The 16579-nt window shown below is 42.3% G+C and carries 18 protein-coding genes and 1 pseudogene; 9 read left to right on the top strand and 10 right to left on the bottom strand.

Annotation, left to right across the window (positions count from 1 at the left end; genetic code table 11):
* Positions 1-23 precede the first annotated feature (23 nt).
* From ACSLBF_RS18665 to ACSLBF_RS18675, 3 genes are all read right to left on the bottom strand, one after another.
* Positions 24-680, bottom strand: a complete 657-nt coding sequence (locus tag ACSLBF_RS18665; RefSeq protein WP_440056905.1) for a hypothetical protein — start codon at positions 678-680, stop codon at positions 24-26.
* Positions 677-1072: a hypothetical protein gene (locus ACSLBF_RS18670; RefSeq protein ID WP_440056906.1), complete on the bottom strand. Its 396-nt coding sequence runs from the start codon at positions 1070-1072 to the stop codon at positions 677-679. Before ACSLBF_RS18670 ends, ACSLBF_RS18665 begins: the two co-directional genes overlap by 4 nt.
* A gap of 142 nt (positions 1073-1214) precedes the next feature.
* Positions 1215-1466, bottom strand: a complete 252-nt coding sequence (locus tag ACSLBF_RS18675; protein WP_440057041.1) for a helix-turn-helix transcriptional regulator — start codon at positions 1464-1466, stop codon at positions 1215-1217.
* Between the two features lie 396 nt (positions 1467-1862).
* Here ACSLBF_RS18675 and ACSLBF_RS18680 point away from each other — a divergent pair, with 396 nt between their 5' ends.
* Together ACSLBF_RS18680 and ACSLBF_RS18685 are read left to right on the top strand one after the other, a co-directional pair.
* Positions 1863-2675 (top strand): alpha/beta hydrolase, encoded by an 813-nt coding sequence (locus ACSLBF_RS18680; protein WP_440056907.1) that lies wholly within the window; start codon positions 1863-1865, stop codon positions 2673-2675.
* Between the two features lie 352 nt (positions 2676-3027).
* Positions 3028-3870: a DMT family transporter gene (locus ACSLBF_RS18685; protein WP_440056908.1), complete on the top strand. Its 843-nt coding sequence runs from the start codon at positions 3028-3030 to the stop codon at positions 3868-3870.
* Positions 3871-3890: 20 nt separating this feature from the next.
* On the opposite strand, the gene ACSLBF_RS18690 is transcribed toward ACSLBF_RS18685, so the two are convergent.
* The 3 genes from ACSLBF_RS18690 to ACSLBF_RS18700 form a co-directional block, all read right to left on the bottom strand.
* Positions 3891-4325 carry an N-acetyltransferase family protein gene (locus tag ACSLBF_RS18690; RefSeq protein ID WP_440056909.1) on the bottom strand — a complete coding sequence of 145 codons (435 nt, stop codon included), beginning with the start codon at positions 4323-4325 and terminating at the stop codon, positions 3891-3893.
* Positions 4325-5356 (bottom strand): S66 family peptidase, encoded by a 1032-nt coding sequence (locus ACSLBF_RS18695; RefSeq protein WP_440056910.1) that lies wholly within the window; start codon positions 5354-5356, stop codon positions 4325-4327. The genes ACSLBF_RS18690 and ACSLBF_RS18695 overlap by 1 nt, the downstream gene beginning before the upstream one ends.
* 92 nt (positions 5357-5448) lie before the next feature.
* Entirely contained in the window at positions 5449-5817 is a 369-nt protein-coding gene (locus tag ACSLBF_RS18700; RefSeq protein ID WP_440056911.1) for a hypothetical protein, read from the bottom strand.
* Positions 5818-6365: 548 nt separating this feature from the next.
* Here ACSLBF_RS18700 and ACSLBF_RS18705 point away from each other — a divergent pair.
* The 3 genes and pseudogenes from ACSLBF_RS18705 to ACSLBF_RS18715 all read left to right on the top strand — a co-directional run bounded on the left by ACSLBF_RS18705 (position 6366) and on the right by ACSLBF_RS18715 (position 7533).
* Positions 6366-6770 (top strand): MAPEG family protein, encoded by a 405-nt coding sequence (locus tag ACSLBF_RS18705; protein WP_440056912.1) that lies wholly within the window; start codon positions 6366-6368, stop codon positions 6768-6770.
* 89 nt (positions 6771-6859) lie between these two features.
* A pseudogene (locus ACSLBF_RS18710) lies at positions 6860-6994 on the top strand (GNAT family N-acetyltransferase); the annotation flags it as partial.
* Positions 6995-7119: 125 nt separating this feature from the next.
* A complete protein-coding gene (locus ACSLBF_RS18715) occupies positions 7120-7533 on the top strand; it encodes a nuclear transport factor 2 family protein (protein ID WP_440056913.1) in 414 nt (137 codons plus the stop codon).
* A gap of 94 nt (positions 7534-7627) precedes the next feature.
* Here ACSLBF_RS18715 and ACSLBF_RS18720 read toward each other — a convergent pair whose 3' ends face one another.
* A complete protein-coding gene (locus ACSLBF_RS18720; RefSeq protein ID WP_440056914.1) occupies positions 7628-9031 on the bottom strand; it encodes a fasciclin domain-containing protein in 1404 nt (467 codons plus the stop codon).
* Positions 9032-9283: 252 nt separating this feature from the next.
* Positions 9284-9937 (bottom strand): hypothetical protein, encoded by a 654-nt coding sequence (locus ACSLBF_RS18725; RefSeq protein WP_440056915.1) that lies wholly within the window; start codon positions 9935-9937, stop codon positions 9284-9286.
* A 656-nt stretch (positions 9938-10593) separates the two neighbouring features.
* Here ACSLBF_RS18725 and ACSLBF_RS18730 point away from each other — a divergent pair.
* Complete coding sequence (locus ACSLBF_RS18730) at positions 10594-11196, top strand: hypothetical protein (protein ID WP_440056916.1); 603 nt, start codon at positions 10594-10596, stop codon at positions 11194-11196.
* Positions 11197-11237: 41 nt separating this feature from the next.
* Here ACSLBF_RS18730 and ACSLBF_RS18735 read toward each other — a convergent pair whose 3' ends face one another.
* Positions 11238-11864, bottom strand: coding sequence for a LysE family translocator (locus tag ACSLBF_RS18735; protein WP_440056917.1), 627 nt, complete (start codon positions 11862-11864; stop codon positions 11238-11240).
* A 233-nt stretch (positions 11865-12097) separates the two neighbouring features.
* On the opposite strand from ACSLBF_RS18735, the gene ACSLBF_RS18740 reads away from it, so the two are divergent.
* The 3 genes from ACSLBF_RS18740 to ACSLBF_RS18750 all read left to right on the top strand — a co-directional run bounded on the left by ACSLBF_RS18740 (position 12098) and on the right by ACSLBF_RS18750 (position 15742).
* Positions 12098-12841, top strand: a complete 744-nt coding sequence (locus tag ACSLBF_RS18740) for a substrate-binding periplasmic protein (RefSeq protein WP_440056918.1) — start codon at positions 12098-12100, stop codon at positions 12839-12841.
* A gap of 217 nt (positions 12842-13058) precedes the next feature.
* The gene (locus ACSLBF_RS18745) at positions 13059-15236 is read left to right on the top strand and encodes a DUF6351 family protein (protein WP_440056919.1); all 2178 of its coding nucleotides are present in this window, start codon (positions 13059-13061) and stop codon (positions 15234-15236) included.
* 152 nt (positions 15237-15388) lie between these two features.
* Positions 15389-15742, top strand: coding sequence for a gamma-glutamylcyclotransferase family protein (locus ACSLBF_RS18750; RefSeq protein ID WP_440056920.1), 354 nt, complete (start codon positions 15389-15391; stop codon positions 15740-15742).
* 170 nt (positions 15743-15912) lie between these two features.
* Here the strand turns inward: ACSLBF_RS18750 and ACSLBF_RS18755 are convergent, their stop codons facing one another.
* Positions 15913-16458, bottom strand: a complete 546-nt coding sequence (locus tag ACSLBF_RS18755; protein ID WP_440056921.1) for a hypothetical protein — start codon at positions 16456-16458, stop codon at positions 15913-15915.
* Between the last annotated feature and the right edge of the window lie 121 nt (positions 16459-16579).

Here is a 16579-nt window from a genome sequence, read left to right on the forward strand (position 1 = left end):
GGTAATGAACATCAGTTGCTTTGTTATTCTGCTACCTGTTCATCATCAACTTCCGGCATACGCTTGCTGTACTCCGCAATCGCAGTCGCGACAATGGTTGCAATCATAGACGAGTACAGCAACGACTTAATAATTGGATAGCTGTTATAGACCAAATCCCAATTTTTAAATTGCTGTGCGACTTCGGGAGCAACGCCAAAAAACTTATCCATATACACAATGACATGCTCTGCAAGTGCCGCCAAATCGACGGCGATAAACGCAAGACAGATACCATAAATAATATAATCCGCAAAGGTTGGATAAATAGAACGCCAATCTTTGACACCAAAAAAGTTTATAAACTTTAACGAAACTCTGACGCGATATTTAATAAACAGCAATGTTGAGATATCAATAGCTAAATGCAGAGTCATAATACAAGCATTTGTAATATAAGATGGTGTGCCAGTTTCATAAAGGCTAGTTAACAGACCAAACCCTGCATATTCGATAGCAGTAACCAAAAATATCCAAATCGTAATTTGTTTTAAGTTCTCCTGACCTTTAACTGAAGTAAATGCAATAAGCATAATCAGCAGAAATAATGCATACAAAAGATTCGCAGAGCTGTAATGAAGCACAGCAAAAATAGAAGCTAACACTATACTAAATAATAAAATTAGTGATGACGGTTTCATCCTTTCCCCTCATGTTTCTTGCAATGCGTTGAAGACTCTGTACCTTCAACGCTTGATCCACTAGTCACTACTGTATAGACAGAGGGTGGCACAGGTATCGTTGCCACTGCTTGACCTCGTGGATGTAACACACCAGCACTCCCTCCAAACACTTTATTCACTTCCTTTTTAGAAAGCTCTTGTGCAACAGAACCATTAGAAGGTGTCACATTTGTAGATTGATATCGTGGAATTTGCCAACCTAAACTCCCACCAACCACAGCATTAAGTAATTTTTGCGATGAAGTGGAGTCTTCGCTATCCAATTCAAGCAACAGTGATTTCTGCTTATGGTTTTTTTTATGCTTAATGGTAAAAAAATCGTTAACTACATTTAAAATATTGAATAGCATTATAAATTCCTCTTTCTAACTGAGCACCGATGGGTAAGCGTTAATGCTACTTTAGCGTGTACAGGTACAGATGAAAACAGCTCGTTAAATGAATTTTTAAACCAGCTTTTATCATTAACAATATCAAAAGAAGTTGAAGCCATTATTTCACCTCCCCTTTTTCTTTCCTTGGGGTCGGGCTTTTTCTCCAAAGCTTTGAATCATCTATGATTGTTCTCAGTGCTTTAAACTGCTCTCGGATGGGATTAAGGTTGATACCACAGTGATCACACCATACTTGAAAATAGGCGTAAGAAAATTTACCAATATCGTTTTCGTAGTTTTCGTAGGTTTGACGAGAAATTCCCACCAAATCGGCCATTTGTTGGGTGGTTTTTCCAGCCGCAATGCGCATACGGCGCAAATCCTCCCCGGTGCAGTAATTATCGTAACGACTCACCACTCAATCCTTTTGTTTGATATCGGTTATAGTTGAATATGATTAGGTTGCAATTTTAAGTTACTTAAATTTTACAAACTGTAACAGGCATTCTACTTCATGAATTTCCAAAATCAAGCAGATGCGTTACATTTTTTCCTAAAACAATACAGATTGTTCGATAACATCGATAGTCGCTATGTTGAATGGTAATAAGAGTAAGTAGTCAGTCCAGACAACTCTTCAATATAAAAGTCTGTGTGTTCACATCGTACCTAGATCAACACAAACTATTTTAACGCAACCACCTTGTTATCAAAAAAATAAAAGTAGCATTTTGTTTACTTATTTTTCACTTAAAGGATTCGCAAGATGAATAAGCCCATTTTATTTTTAATTCTTACGCTGATGAGTTCGCCAGCCCTTGCCAAAGGAGAGATCAGTCGCACACCATTTGAGTTTGCCACTACGCTGACTTTCGAGTCTCAGATCCTTAAACAGAGTCGTTCGGTGAATATCTATTTACCCATAGGGTATAAAGAGAATGGTCAACAAAGTTTCCCGGTGATTTATTTACTCGATGGGTCCAAGGACGAGGATTTTATTCATATCGCTGGATTGGTTCAGTTTGCGAATTTTCCTTGGCTAAAAATGTTACCGCAAAGTATTGTGGTTGGAATTACTAATCAAGACAGAAAACACGACTTCACCACCGTCAGTAATAATGCCCTCGATAAACGCGATTTACCAACCCACGGCGGTGCAAAACCATTTATCCGCTTTTTAGGTGAAGAATTGCAACCGCTCATTGAAAGTCATTACCGCACAAATGATACCCGCACCATCATTGGTCAATCTCTCGGTGGCTTGCTCGCCAGTGAAATTTTATACCATCACACAGAATTGTTTAACCATTATGTCATCATCAGCCCAAGTTTATGGTGGGATGACGAATCGTTACTGGCTCGCGAGTTTACTCCAACAAGCATACCGAAATCTGTGTATATTGGCGTAGGTAAAGAGGGTGAGCTAATGGAGCGCGTAGCCAAACAACTCCACGATAAAGTCAGTGAAAAACTTAAAGACAAAGCGCAATTAGAGTTTGCTTACTTTGAACAACTAGATCATGGCGACACGCTACACTTGGCGGTGTACGACGCGTTTAAAAAGATTAATTATAAATAGACTTCTTCGATTAAAACGTCGGATGGCGCTGCGCTTATACCGACCTACACACGACAATTCCATGTAGGTTGGATAAACGGCGAAGCCGTGCCATCCAACAAGAGACGAACGTCATCGCAAAATTAAGTAACGGGCTTGGTATCAAGGTACAAAAAGAAAAAAGGCCGCAGCGGCGGCCAAACACATCATGGGTAAAATTGAAGGGATGTACTGTGAAATCGAAATCAGTATATCCCACCGTTACTAAATTAAAATCACATAATAAAGATCAATAACATCGTTATTTTCGAACAGTCACTATTTCTATCGCTCGTGATAAACTAGTTACACTTTTGTCTATTTTTGAGTTGTTATGGCATTACTTTGGTTTGTCACCGCGCTATGGGCGTTTTCTTTTTCTCTCATTGGGGTCTATTTAGCCGGCCAAGTTGACCCTTGGTTTAGCGCCGCGTCCAGAACCGTGCTGGCCGCTTTGGTGTTTCTTCCTATATTAAAATGGCGAACTGTCAAGGTGTCGCTGGCTGGTAAATTGATGGCAATTGGTGCTGTGCAAATCGGTGCAATGTATGGTTTTTACTACCATTCATTTTTGTATTTGTCGGTTCCAGAAGTGTTATTGTTTACGGTTATGACACCGATTTATATTACGCTGTTTAACGATATAGTGAGCCGTCGTTTTCACGCTTCTTTTTTAACCTCTGCCGCACTTGCCACTGTTGGCGCCATCACTATCCGCTACACCAGCCTCAGCGAAGATTTTTGGGTTGGCGCACTGTTAGTACAAGGTGCAAATCTGTGTTTTGCAATTGGTCAGGTGTGCTATAAGCGTTTGAGTAACCGTTATACCTTTACGCATCATCAAGCATTTGGGTATTTCTTTATTGGCGCAAGCCTTGTACTGAGCGTCGCGTTTTTGCTGTTGGGTAATCATACTGCGCTCCCGTCTTCACCATTACAATGGGGCGTGATTGTATACTTGGGATTGATTGCCTCTGGACTCGGTTATTTTGCGTGGAATGTTGGCACAACTAGAGTTTCGGTGGGTGAGTTGGCGGTGATGAACAATTTACTGATCCCAGCTGGAATACTGGTCAACGTACTTATTTGGAATCGACAAGCCGACTTAGTTCAGCTGGCCGTCGGTAGCAGTATTATGATGGCCGCGCTGTTCTTTTCTCAGCGCAAAGTGAGCTAATTTAACCTCAATTGCTGAAGTCAAATTAGCGATTTATAAAAGTGAATCTTGTGGTCGTTCCGCGCGACCACAGCTTCACACTCGACTATTCGATAATTATTACTGATCAGCATCAACAGCATGTTTTTAAAACGGTTCATCGATTTAACACGGATGGCATGATATCCCTGCGCCCGGCACCAACGTTCTTGCTCAACAAGCATCTGCTTTGCTAATCCCTTACCGCGATGGCTAGACAACACCGCACCAAGCCAACTATAAAACTCGTTGTCGTTAAGTTCATAACCCAACTTATAACCAACGGGCTGGCTGTCTTCGTAGGCAACTAATAATAGAAACCGACGATTCGTTAACCTCGCTTCCAAATCAGCACGCTGTTTTGGGTTGCTAAACTCAGGAATGGCGGATTCTATCGCTAACATTTCCTCTAATGTCCCCGGTTTAATTTCAATCATTACGCTAACCTCTGAGTAATTGAAGACTGGGTCAGATCATGTTTAACATGCGCGATGGCGCCATTAATTAAGGTAAGGTTTGGCGCAACATGGCCAATGTCTACATCATATAAAACAGGAATATCACTGTCTGAAAATGCATGGTGCAAGGCATCAAGGTGTGTCCAGTCGCTGTCGGTTGCCTGCGGTACTGGATTTCGGCCAATGAGTATCCCAGACAAATAGCGTAACCAGCCTCTTAATTTAACGCTTTGTAATGCTCGGAAGTACGCCGCAGGGGTTAGCTCACCATTTTCTAAGTACAAAATCACTTTTTCATTTGGGTAAATGGCAGCAAATCGCTCCAAATCAAAAAACTCGCTGCCCGCCAGCAACATATGAATATCCAAACATCCGCCCAGTAAGCGCCCTTCAAACTGAATAGGTTGCGCTGTTTCATCAAGCGCCCTCCATTGGCTTACCTCACCCAAGGTAAAACCTGCTTGTGGCGAACTAACAAAGTCCAAAGGTGCAGATTCTTTGTGGGTCGCCGCAAGTTGCGTAAACGCGTCGCCTTTTTCAGTGCTCAAATAGGCAAACAGTTGGCTTGTTAGTGGGTCATGCTGTGCCGCACAAAGTTGCATCAAGTTTGTGCCATGTGCCGTCGCCCAGCCAAGCTTATTAGTCACAGCAGTGAGTAAGGTACTGATATCAGAAAAGCCAATTATCCACTTGGGTTTTGCCTGCGCTAGTTGCTGCCAGTCCAACTTATCCAATAAATCCATACCGATAGCCCCACCCCAAGGTGCCATAATGGCATCATTGCTATCATTAAGTAGCACTGCCATAAGCTCAGCCACTCGTTCATCAACACTGGCACTCACATAGTTATGATTTTGCTTTAGACAACGACCTAACTTAACCATAAATCCCAACCGCTTAAGGTAAGCAATTGCAATATCTAAGCGCGGGTGCAATGCCTCAGGCACACCCGCTGAAAAAGCCGTGATGGCAATGGTGCTACCTGAATTTAAAGGCGCTGGGTACTTCATACAATTCCTGATGATGACAATGAAACAGGGCGTATTATGTTTTGGATAGTCATCTATTTATCATTAAAAATCAAGTAGGTGTAAACCTCAGACTAATTAACATTGGGTTTTAAGGAACACTTTTTATGCCATACAAAACACAGCAATAACGCTATCGCTCCACTTGCATAGGTGATGTACAGAGGCAGTTGCGTGGCTTGGTCCTCTGCATACATAAACACCGTTGAGAGCACCCAAGCCGCAATCGCACCAACACACAGCCATATCGTTGCCGCAATCAACTTATAGGTTGGCGCCGAAATATAAGCACTAATCACCACACACGCCGCGGCAACGCCACCAATAATCGGCTTTTTCCAAAGCCCTGCTATATCCGCCAATACTCCTGCAGCGCTGGCTGAAATAACAAACACCACAATAACAATCACAGTTGAAAGTAAAAATTTAATAACTTTTTCCATAGCCACCCCCGCGTCGTCTTTTCACGCTTTATTATCAGTGTATTGTAATGATTATAAAAATATATTGAGCTGAACGTATATACAATAAATTCTAATTCTGTAGAGCGTGTTGATCTTTCAAGTTTGTTTTTGCAGCAGTTGCTTGGCATTTATACAAGGCTGAGCCTGAGTAGCATAGGATTCTATGTGAGTCAGGCGATTACGCAGTAGAAATGCCAATCAAGCGCTGCCCTTCGGGTTCAACTCGGTGCGCTTTGTGCATTGTTGCTCAACTTTTGCTTAGATTACTAGGCGGCAAGTCGAGCGCCGCGCTCAAAACCCACTGTGGGGAGCAAAAACCAAACAGCAAAGATCAACACGCTCTAGTAAAGGAACGGTTATTTACGGAAATTAAATAACATAGCTGTAATGGGTACAGACTTTTTCTGAATGAATAAACAGCAGGGAAATGGAAATATGTGAGGTCATTTCATAAAGACTCCAGTTGTCCAGCTCAACAACTTATCGCTGTTAAACCATACCAAAATTATGTATCAAGGAATCTTTGAATGGAACTTATTGAAACGTATAAAATCACAGTGTTAGTTATCGGCTTAATAGGATTGCTCGCATTTATCCAACTAGCGGTTATCGACATTGCCAGTATTAAGGCAAAACACATTCCGGGACATCCAATCCCAGCAAACCATAATACGTTTCTTTTTCGCGCCTCAAGAGCGTTAGCCAATACCAATGAAAGCGTTGCGATATTTATTTTATTCGTCGCGTTTGCGCTGTTGTCTTCCGCCAATCCACAGTGGTTAAACATCGGTTCCTCGGTATACTTGCTCGGACGCATGGGCCATATGATATTTTATTATTTAAACTTTAAGCTACTTCGCTCCATTGCTTTCGCAATTAGTTTAATGGGATTATTGACGATGTTTATTGCTGGTATCGTTGCTTGGTTTTGATTTTAGACTCAAGTAATTAACCTCAGCTGCGTATAGGGGTTTTGGTAATCAAAAATTAAGACGGCGCTTAGTTTTTAGCATCCAATGATACTTCAGCCATCGTTGAAACCGCAACGACTAACACGCCTGCCATTAATTTATATGAAAAACATGGTTTTAGTGAATTTAAACGCTGGACGCCTGCTCATGGCATTGAAAAGCTGGCAATGTCCTTAGAACTATAAATCACAAAAACCGTTAGATAACTGACAACACCATATTTAGGAATAAGACGATTACAACACAATTTATCAAACACACCTTAGCAATCACTTTTGCTGGTTTACTAATTACAAGCTGCACTAAGACAATGACCATTACTGAACAACATAAAACAGATATAGAACAACAAGTCACTACCGCTTTTCAAGGGCTTGTTGCTGCCTCTAAAACATTAAACAGCGCCCAGTACTTTGAATTTATTGATCAAGAAAAATTCGTCGGCTTAAATGCCGATGGTAGCAATTGGAACTCAGCCTCTGAATTAAAAGCACTGATAGATCCAAGCTTTAGCGCTTTAGAAAAAGTAGAATCCCTCACTTTTACAAACGTCAAAGTTTCAGTGATAGACGAAAACACCGCTATTTTAGTCAACGAGTATCAACAAACAGTGATTTTAAAAGATGGCTCACCTTTCACCGCTGAAGGCGGCGGCATGCAAGTGTGGTCGAAATCCAGCGGCAAGTGGCTACTTGTGGGTATCGGCGCGAGTGCAAAACGATAACTCAATCCATGCAAGGCGTTAATTAACCAGCCAAAAATCAAAAAAAGCGCAGCTTAGTTGCTGCGCTTTGGGCTAGTCAAAGGAACGAAGGAATTTATTCGCTAGGTGTTATTACCGCGTCTATCACATGAATTACACCGTTGTCGGCCATCACGTCTGCGGTGGTGATGGTAGCGCCGTCTATCATCAGTTTGCCATCGCTTAGGGTGAGTGTTGCCATGCTGCCATTGGCCATTTCAACTTGGTTATTGCTTGAAGAAGCTAGACTTACTGCTGCATCAGACTGCACTTTTTGCGATGCGATAACGTGGTACAACAAGATATTGCTGAGTGTTTCTGTGTCTTGCAGTAGTGCGTTAATGGTGTCGTCACCTAATGCTGCGAAAGCGGCGTCGGTTGGTGCAAATACCGTAAAGTCACTGTTAATATCAGCCAAAGTCGTATCGAGACCGGTGGCCTGTAGTGCGGCAATTAAGGTATTAAAACTGCCCGCATTGGTTGCTACACCAACGATGGAGCCAAGCGCTTGTGGCAACTCAACATCCCCAATAACCACAGAGTCAATTACATGAATGATACCGTTACTGGTAACAATATCTGTGTCGATAATGTTGGCGTTGCCGAACATCAAACGATCCATTTCGGTGTCGATGTTAATTGCCACGTCTGCACCGGATGCCGTCTCAGCGCTGTTGCCAGCAAGACTATAGGCCGTGATTGAGTCAACCTCTCCCACAACAACGTGTTGTAGCAGTATCTGTTTAAGTACTTCAGGATTGTTTGCGAGCACTTTTAATGTGGTTGCGTCTATTTTCGCAAACGCTTCGTCGGTTGGTGCAAAGACAGTGAATTTTTTACTGTCATCTGCCACCACGGCATCTAGTCCGGTTAATTGTAATAGCGATACAAGCGTATTGAATGAGCCCGCTGCAACCGCTGTTTCTGCGATGTTGGTCGCGACAGGATCTGCATCTTCAGGCGGCATCAACACGGCGTCGATAACGTGGATGATCCCGTTGTCTGTTTTTAAATCGGTAGATGTCACGGTTACACCGTTAAGCTGCAGGGACTCGCCATTAAACGACAATGCTAGCTTGTCACCATTAACCATTTCTACGGTTGACCCCGCGCTACTCAACGCGGCTTGAGCGTCCACTTCGCCTTCAAGTACATGATAAGTCAGAATATCGGTGAGTACTTCGGGTTGCTCTAATAAGCTTGCCACGGCCCCTTCCCCTAATGCTGCAAAAGCCGCGTTGGTCGGAGCAAATACCGTAAATTTTTTGGAAGGGTCATCTAGCACCTGATCTAACCCAGTGGCCTGTAGCGCAGCTAGCAAGGTAGAGAAGCTTTCGTTGTCAGCTGCAACATCTGCAATCGTGGTAGTCGTTTCTACCACAGGGGGTTGATTGACCGTTACGTTGTTATCGCTATCTGAACATCCAGATAGCAGTGAAAGGCTTAAACAAGCTACTAACGATAGAGTAACCTTACTCATGATCGTCTCCCATTTTCGAAGGTTCGTCCAAATAGAAAATACCCATGCGTGAAGCTGTGTGTTATTGAATTCGAGCTTCATCGATATGGATACTTCAGTTATTCAGTTGAACAACTTGCCGGCAATATTGTTAACATTTAGCCATTACGGAAATTGCTATAGAAATGGATCAACAAACCTTTGCGATTTTCAAAATCTAGTGTGTTAACAAGGGTTGTCTAATAAGTGAGTAGCGCTTTTTTTGCTGGAGGTTTACTCATTCGTAAGTCCCATTACAGGCATATCCGAGTCAAAACCTAAGCCACCAAACCAAGACTCTAATTCCGCCTTGTAATGCTTTCGTTCTAGGTCGGGGTGCTTTGCTCCTTGTCCCGCCAACATGGCACTTTGTTGCTTTTCGATGATTGTTCTAAGACTCGCTATCATGCTTCTGGTGCTTTCTTTATCTGAACTCGTAAGGCTCTGTTGCGCGTTAACACCTTGTTCGAGTAAAGACAACAATTCCAGCCGTTCGGTGAGCTCCTTATATGCCAAAAAGTCCAGCCCTAAGCCATTGAACAACATGACTTGAGAAGCATCCTGCTTATTAATTTCAGTCGGTAACTGACTATCCATCACATGCCATAATAGCGCAGCTAGCTCAGTAAGTACTTTTTCTCGCTCGCTGGAAAACTCAATATCGGCAACTAAGTTAGTAATATCGGCTCCCAGTTTAAGTTTAACATCGGCAAAATGTACTTGCTTGTCTTGTTCATTAGATTCTTCTAAGTCTGGCACAACAGGCTGTTGTAGCGCCTGGTATTGTTGCCCGAACTTTGAGTCGCTCGGAGCTTGATGCGGATGATTGTCTGGTCCTAGTTCAAACTTTTTCGATGCTAATGAAAACTCGCTAAATATTGTTGCCATCCAAATAATCCACTTATGCAGTCTCGATACCAAGGCTTTTAGTAAGCAACCATCATTCCATTAAAGTTTTCTATTGTAGGGCCTGTTGATCTTTCAAGTTTGTTTTTGCAGCAGTTTGATTGGCATTTGTACAAGGCAGAGCCTACGTAGCATAGTTATTCTATGTAAGTCAGGCGATTACGTAGTAGAAAAGCCAATCAAGCGCTGCCCTTCGGGTTCACCTCAGTGCGCTTTGTGCATTGTTGCTCAACTTTTACTTAGATTACTAGGCGGCAAGTCGAGCGCCGCGCTCAAAACCCACTGAGGGGAACAAAAATCAAACAGCAAAGATCAACAGGCCCTAGGTGCAGATATATAAATGATGGGATTGAGGAACGTTGCTGTCGCAGTCATACCAAGGGCGCATATTTAAAGCCCTGAGGTCGTACAAACGCAACATTGCGATTGATATTGGTATAGAGAAATAGCTTGCTTTACGTTGCATATTTCTAAACAGCAAGATTGCCGTATCGGCAATCTTTTGCCACCCAGTTGCACTTTGTGAAGCTTTGATGTTCGTCCAGAGTCATAACCAGCAGCAAGCACAACCTTTGTTTATCTGGTTGGCCTTATTATTGCTGAGCAAAGCTTGTTCAATCGTAATGGAAGTACCTGATATGAAACTGACAAAGGAAGAGTTGCACTTTATTCAGCGAATTTTAGCCAATGCCGAATTTGAAGTGACAACCTCAGATCAAGGTAATGATGAAATCGAATGGGATACCTACGGTGAAATTCGACAACTGCTAAAACGTTTATCAGAGGATGGTCAATTTTCGCTGGTCGCAAAAAGCAACCATGAGGTATTGGAGTTTCCACTGCATAACTTGCAAACACTGACCTCGCTATTGTCTCTGGAACTGGATGCACCAAACATTGTCGAAGCGAAGGAGTTGTCCCACACGAGTTGGCATACCTGCCCTTGTACGCCCGTTTTTATTCGCATAGGCAATCAGTTTATGCCCTTTTCAATGACGACTATTTCTCAATCAGGGGGCGTAATTGCCACTTTTCCATTTAAAGCAGAAGCTCTGAAAAGCCGTTTGCTTACCAGGATCGCTAAAATAAAAATCAATGAAGGTAAACCACTTTTTGCCAATATCGAAAGCTTAACCGTCGTCTCAGATCTTCAGCTAGAAATTACTTTTACCTTGGATGAACCCGATACACAACGACTTAAGGCCTTTATCCTCCATCATTATGTTGAAAAGCAAAAATAAGCAGTTTGTTTACTCAAGCTGCTTATTTATGCTCAAAGCAATTAACCACTAATCGCTTGGTACAACACACGCGCTGCTAACAGTAAAAACGCGACACCTAACAGTTTGTCAATCAGTGTTCTTTTGGCGGTAAGATCAAAGCGTTCTCTGGCCGAGGCACTTAACACCGACACGACGAAATACCAAGTTGAATCAATGACTAATACCGTTACACACATAATGATGCCGATGCTTAGTGTCATCGCTTCTGGATCAATAAATTGTGAGAACAGTGCCACAAAGAATATCGCCAGTTTTGGGTTTAAAAACGCGATGGCAAACCCATCTCGAGCAGCTTGCCAATACGACGTCGCCTCGTTGAGTTGTGAAACCTGTAACCCTTCGCTTTTACTACTTAATACCTTGTAGCCAATCCAAGCTAAATATGCAGCACCGCCGTATACCATAATTTGATACAATAAAGGAAATTGATTAATTAAGCTGGATAACCCTAATATCGCCAAGCTGGCGTAAATTCCTACCCCTAATCCATGCGATAAACTAGCAACGATCCCATGCAAAGCACTGTGAAAAAGGCTGTATCTCAACACCACAGCAAGACTCGGCCCCGGAGACATCGCACCCATTGCACAGATTGCCGCTAAACTAAGCCAAGTAGTTAGTTCCATATTTTTTCCAATCTAAAATTTGCTGCACAGGAGCATAACAAAAGCACAAAACAAACGCACTTTAAATGAGAGTAAATCGCGTTTGTTGACCTACGCAGACATTTTATTCTGCCTTGCATAAATGCCAATTAAACTGCTACAAAAACAAACTTGAAAGATCAACAGGCCCTAACAGCGCCTGCTATTATTTAAGAAGATTAAAAAACAACCAACAAAGACGAAAAGCCATTACAATGAAGCTGTTACTAATATTTTTATTCACCTTTACTGCCATGTGTCAGGCCAACGACAGCGCCGCAATGCCCCAAATTCGCATTTGTTTTGAAAGGTGGTGGCCATATAGCTTCGTTGATGACAATAAGCTGCCAACGGGCATCGAAGTCGAAATCATCAAAACCGCGTTGGGTAATTCGCCTTATGCGTTGTCGTTTTATGAGCGGCCATATCGACGATGTTTATCTGGGGTGCAAAACAACGAATTTGATTTTACCTTGCATGTTGATAAATCAGACGACTTGCCGACCGTGAGTGTTTCATTTACCACTTGGCAGCTGGCTTTTGCTGTAAAACGCGGACGGTTTAAAACGCTAGGGGAAATTATTCGCCTACAAAGTCCCAAATTAATGATTTCTGAAGAATATACTTATCCTGATGTAGTAGTAAAAAAACTCAACAAACTCAAGTTTCTACTGATTAAGCGTTCTTATTACGAAGAAAATCATGGTGATGGTATTAAGTTTTTTAGTGTGCTCGACAATCACCGAGTCGATGCCATTTTAGTCGATAAAATTTGGGCTAGTGAGATGATCCGCAGCCACCAGCTTAACGTTGAGTTGCTCAGCACTCCTTTGCATTCTGAAAAGCAGTACATGGGGTTCAAGAAAGGCCGTGAGGATTTCGTCGTTCCGATCGAACAGTATTTAAAAACGGTAAAACCAGAAACCATCCAACAAATCCACAAGCAGTTTGAACTTTAATCCCACACTGATTGAACATTATTTACACCGCCAAGAAAACACATAACGCCAAGTTAATAGCAAGTTAAAATTCTATGTTTTGACGCCGGTAAAACCATATCACGTTCAACGAGATTGGATTTTAGACGGCCATTAAATAACAAATAACAATCAAATAACAACGCGAAAATCGCCAGCTCCTAAACTTAAAGTATCGAGAATAGTTTAGGGTTATGCCATGACGTATCGTGTTATATCCATCTTAATTGTTGCAACAATTAGCATCGCACTTTGGCTTTGGCTTTCTCCTCAAGATGAGAACAAACGTTATGCAGTTCAACAAGTTGCAAAGTCTGAATACAATTTAACCTTAAATTTTTATCCTCATATTTCTAAGGTGCAACGTCCTCAAGATCCATTTCCTTTCCCCATTAAAATCGGTCAGGTTGGACCCACGCAAAACCTGTATTCTGGCCCTAATCAATATCCTTTTTACTGTATGACCAGAGAATCTGGGCTTGGACAACCTGTGGTCGATAACCAAGATGGTGATGGCGTAGCAGTTTACGCTGGTGAGCAAATTATCGGTTACAGTAAAGATTGTTCAACACCAACACGAATTGACTATTACTACCAAAACGACGCTGGTCAAGTCGTAAAAGCGTCGTCAACCGAGTCATTGCGCCGCCTGATACGCAATATGACACCGGAACTCATTTTCCGGGTTGAGCAAGGTACGATAAATCGATTTATCTACACCTTGGTGATGCCAATTGCTGCGAATGAAATTGGCGATAGACTAGCGCAATCACAATGGAACAAAAGGCTAATCTACCAATTTAACGGTGGTTCTGGCATTGGCTATCGACAAGGCCGCCAATCAGCAAAACGAGTCATTACACGTCAACTTGAGCAATTACAGCATGGCTATGCGGTGATAAGTTCCAGCGGTAACAAAACCAGCTACACCTACAATATGCTGCTTGCAGAAGACACCGCACGACGAGTCAAAAAGCAGTTTACTAGTTTATACGGTGAACCGCTCTACACCGTTGGCGTAGGAGGTTCGGGTGGTGGCTTGGCGCAATACTTAATTGCCCAAAATAGCACTGGTATTTTGGACGGTTTAATCCCGCTTTATAGTTACCCCGACATGGTCACTCAAACCACTTATGCGTTGGATTGTGACTTGCTCAATAATTACTTCACCTTTAGAGCCGATGACAAAAAAGCGTGGCACGACTGGACCCGCAGACGTCATCTAGAGGGCATGAACGCCGTCAATGACTTTCCACAACGGGCTGGATTCCTTCAGCCTCTCAATCAGTTAATGGCAGGCTTTGTACCTAGCTTTCCTGATGGCAATAGTGAGTGCATCAATGGCTACTTTGGCTTATCTACCTTTATCAATAACCCAAGACAGGGATTTTTACGCGCCTTTTTCACAGAGCCCGTGGTTGAGCAAACTCATTGGAGTTATTGGCAAGACATGCAACACGTATTTGGAACCGATCAACACGGTATGGGATTAAGCACGTGGGACAATGTCGGCGTGCAATACGGTCTTGAAGCTCTGAAACAGCAACAAATCACCATTGATGAATTTTTAGATATCAACAAAAAAGTCGGCAGCTGGAAACCGCAACAACAGATGCAACAAGAAGAAATTGCGCTGCCATTCGGTAATAAATTACCGCTTTGGTTAACGCTTTGGGGTAATCACAATATCACCGAGCCTGTTGATGGTGTTGCACCTCGTCACGAAGGTAGCATTCAAGCTATGCGTCAAGCGTATCGCTCCGGTCAGGTCTTTATTGGTACTGTTGATTTGCCGATTATTGATGCCCGCCATTATCTGGAAAATGAGCTAGATATGCATCATATGTCTGCATCGTTTTATTCTCGTTTACGCCTGCAACAGGCCAATGGGCATAGTAACAATCATGTCATTTGGGTGGCACATAAAGACTACAACCCTACACAGCTCGCCTTTGAAGCGATGGATCAATGGCTGATGAATTTGAATAATAATCCAACGTTGACTGTCTCTGAGGCTAAACCCCAAATGCTCACCGATACCTGTTTTAATAACCTCGGTGAGGTGATTGCGGCAGGCGCAAAGGTTTATGATGGTGCTTGGAACAAGCAACCTCAAGGGCTGTGCTCTGCAAGCTATCCGATGTTTAGCACCAGTCGTATTCAAGCTGGCGGAAATTGGAGTGGCGATATCTTCAAGTGCCAATTAACCTCGGTCCAAGACGCCATAGAAATGGGAATGTATGGTGAAATAGATATGTCGCCATATTTAGAGGAACTCAAGAACGCCTTCCCGGATGGTGTTTGTGACTACACCCAACCAGACCAAGGTAAACCTGTTGATTTATTCTCTTATACTTGGACTGATCACAGTAGATGATCTCAGCTAAAATTATCGGAGCAAATAACCTCAACATCGGATAAATAGCCAACACTTGTTTCCGAAATTGAAAAGCACTAGTATGCATTCACCGACATCTTTTGATTGTCGGTGGATCGTGTTAACTGAGCTATCAAATTTGAGAACCGACTATGCCCCTACTTTTTTCATACGGCACATTACAACAAGAACAAGTACAACTTGAGACTTTTGGTAGGTTACTAACGGGAACACCAGATATCCTAGACGGCTATAAAGTAGCACAAGTGAAGATCACCGATGCTGCGGTAATAGCAGCTAGCCAAAAGGACATTCACCCCATTTTAGTTGAGTCAACAGCCTCATCGGAAGGCGTTCAAGGCACGGTATTTGAAATTACTGACGACGAACTAAAACAAGCTGACGATTACGAGGTGGATGACTATCAGCGTGTTGCTGCAACCATGCGTTCAGGTGTGAAATGCTGGATCTATTGCGCAGCCAAAACAGCAAATATAGTGAAATAAAGCGGAAATATGGTACGCCAAAACCTGAGCCATGCTCATGAAGGATATAAATCTACTGTTAAAGAAATGGAAAGGGTTACATAAAGATTTCTTTGTCGGCCAAGAATAACTTAGTTAATTGAAATACTAACCGAGTATCTGGATACTCGGTTAGCAAAAACAAGTAGCTGTTATTGACACTGATTATCAAGTACATCCGATTCGGTCAATGCTAACTTCTGACGTGAAATAACAACTTTATTTTCAGCAGATCCAATAGTAAATCCACCCCCACCAACTGTGATACTGCCACCGTAAATGATATAAGTCAGCTTGTCATTTTCATCTACTTCAAATGCAAGACTAGGGTTAGCATCCTTTAAATTAAAATGACGAGAGTTATCGTCAAACTCAAAACTTAGACCATCGTATTGACTATTTGGCGTAGTAGCCGAAGGTTTTGCATAGCAGGTTTTATTATTTCCAAGCGAATCATTAAGATCATCAAAAACCCGATACTGCCCAGCAGTTGTGATTAGTACAATAGCTTTATCTGAATTATAACTGGCGTCATATACACCAGCTATTGCTGAAAACTTGCTAACTTCTGCTGGTGGTGGTGTTGTCGTTGAAGTGTGCTCTTCAGTAACGCTCTTTTCCTCTTCTTTATCTGAACCAGAACCACCACAGGCACTAACAAATAAAGACAGTAATAAAACAGAAACAGTTTTTCTCATGGGAGTAAATATATACCTAGTATCTTTAAGGGGGACGAAAACTATCAGTTCAATGCTTTAATTGCAATAATAAAGCACTAAATAACTACCTTATTTTAATAGTCATATCCACAGATGTTGG

Source organism: Pseudoalteromonas sp. T1lg65 (genome assembly GCF_051930985.1).
Classification (GTDB): domain Bacteria; phylum Pseudomonadota; class Gammaproteobacteria; order Enterobacterales; family Alteromonadaceae; genus Pseudoalteromonas.

Coding starts and splice junctions, on each gene's coding strand:
- ACSLBF_RS18750 (WP_440056920.1), top strand. CDS start 15,389: ATGCCCCTACTTTTTTCATACGGCACATTACAACAAGAACAAGTACAA.
- ACSLBF_RS18680 (WP_440056907.1), top strand. CDS start 1,863: ATGAATAAGCCCATTTTATTTTTAATTCTTACGCTGATGAGTTCGCCA.
- ACSLBF_RS18670 (WP_440056906.1), bottom strand. CDS start 1,072: ATGCTATTCAATATTTTAAATGTAGTTAACGATTTTTTTACCATTAAG.
- ACSLBF_RS18735 (WP_440056917.1), bottom strand. CDS start 11,864: ATGGAACTAACTACTTGGCTTAGTTTAGCGGCAATCTGTGCAATGGGT.
- ACSLBF_RS18705 (WP_440056912.1), top strand. CDS start 6,366: ATGGAACTTATTGAAACGTATAAAATCACAGTGTTAGTTATCGGCTTA.
- ACSLBF_RS18755 (WP_440056921.1), bottom strand. CDS start 16,458: ATGAGAAAAACTGTTTCTGTTTTATTACTGTCTTTATTTGTTAGTGCC.
- ACSLBF_RS18695 (WP_440056910.1), bottom strand. CDS start 5,356: ATGAAGTACCCAGCGCCTTTAAATTCAGGTAGCACCATTGCCATCACG.
- ACSLBF_RS18715 (WP_440056913.1), top strand. CDS start 7,120: ATGACCATTACTGAACAACATAAAACAGATATAGAACAACAAGTCACT.
- ACSLBF_RS18690 (WP_440056909.1), bottom strand. CDS start 4,325: ATGATTGAAATTAAACCGGGGACATTAGAGGAAATGTTAGCGATAGAA.
- ACSLBF_RS18745 (WP_440056919.1), top strand. CDS start 13,059: ATGACGTATCGTGTTATATCCATCTTAATTGTTGCAACAATTAGCATC.
- ACSLBF_RS18665 (WP_440056905.1), bottom strand. CDS start 680: ATGAAACCGTCATCACTAATTTTATTATTTAGTATAGTGTTAGCTTCT.
- ACSLBF_RS18740 (WP_440056918.1), top strand. CDS start 12,098: ATGAAGCTGTTACTAATATTTTTATTCACCTTTACTGCCATGTGTCAG.
- ACSLBF_RS18725 (WP_440056915.1), bottom strand. CDS start 9,937: ATGGCAACAATATTTAGCGAGTTTTCATTAGCATCGAAAAAGTTTGAA.
- ACSLBF_RS18700 (WP_440056911.1), bottom strand. CDS start 5,817: ATGGAAAAAGTTATTAAATTTTTACTTTCAACTGTGATTGTTATTGTG.
- ACSLBF_RS18720 (WP_440056914.1), bottom strand. CDS start 9,031: ATGAGTAAGGTTACTCTATCGTTAGTAGCTTGTTTAAGCCTTTCACTG.
- ACSLBF_RS18675 (WP_440057041.1), bottom strand. CDS start 1,466: ATGCGCATTGCGGCTGGAAAAACCACCCAACAAATGGCCGATTTGGTG.
- ACSLBF_RS18730 (WP_440056916.1), top strand. CDS start 10,594: ATGAAACTGACAAAGGAAGAGTTGCACTTTATTCAGCGAATTTTAGCC.
- ACSLBF_RS18685 (WP_440056908.1), top strand. CDS start 3,028: ATGGCATTACTTTGGTTTGTCACCGCGCTATGGGCGTTTTCTTTTTCT.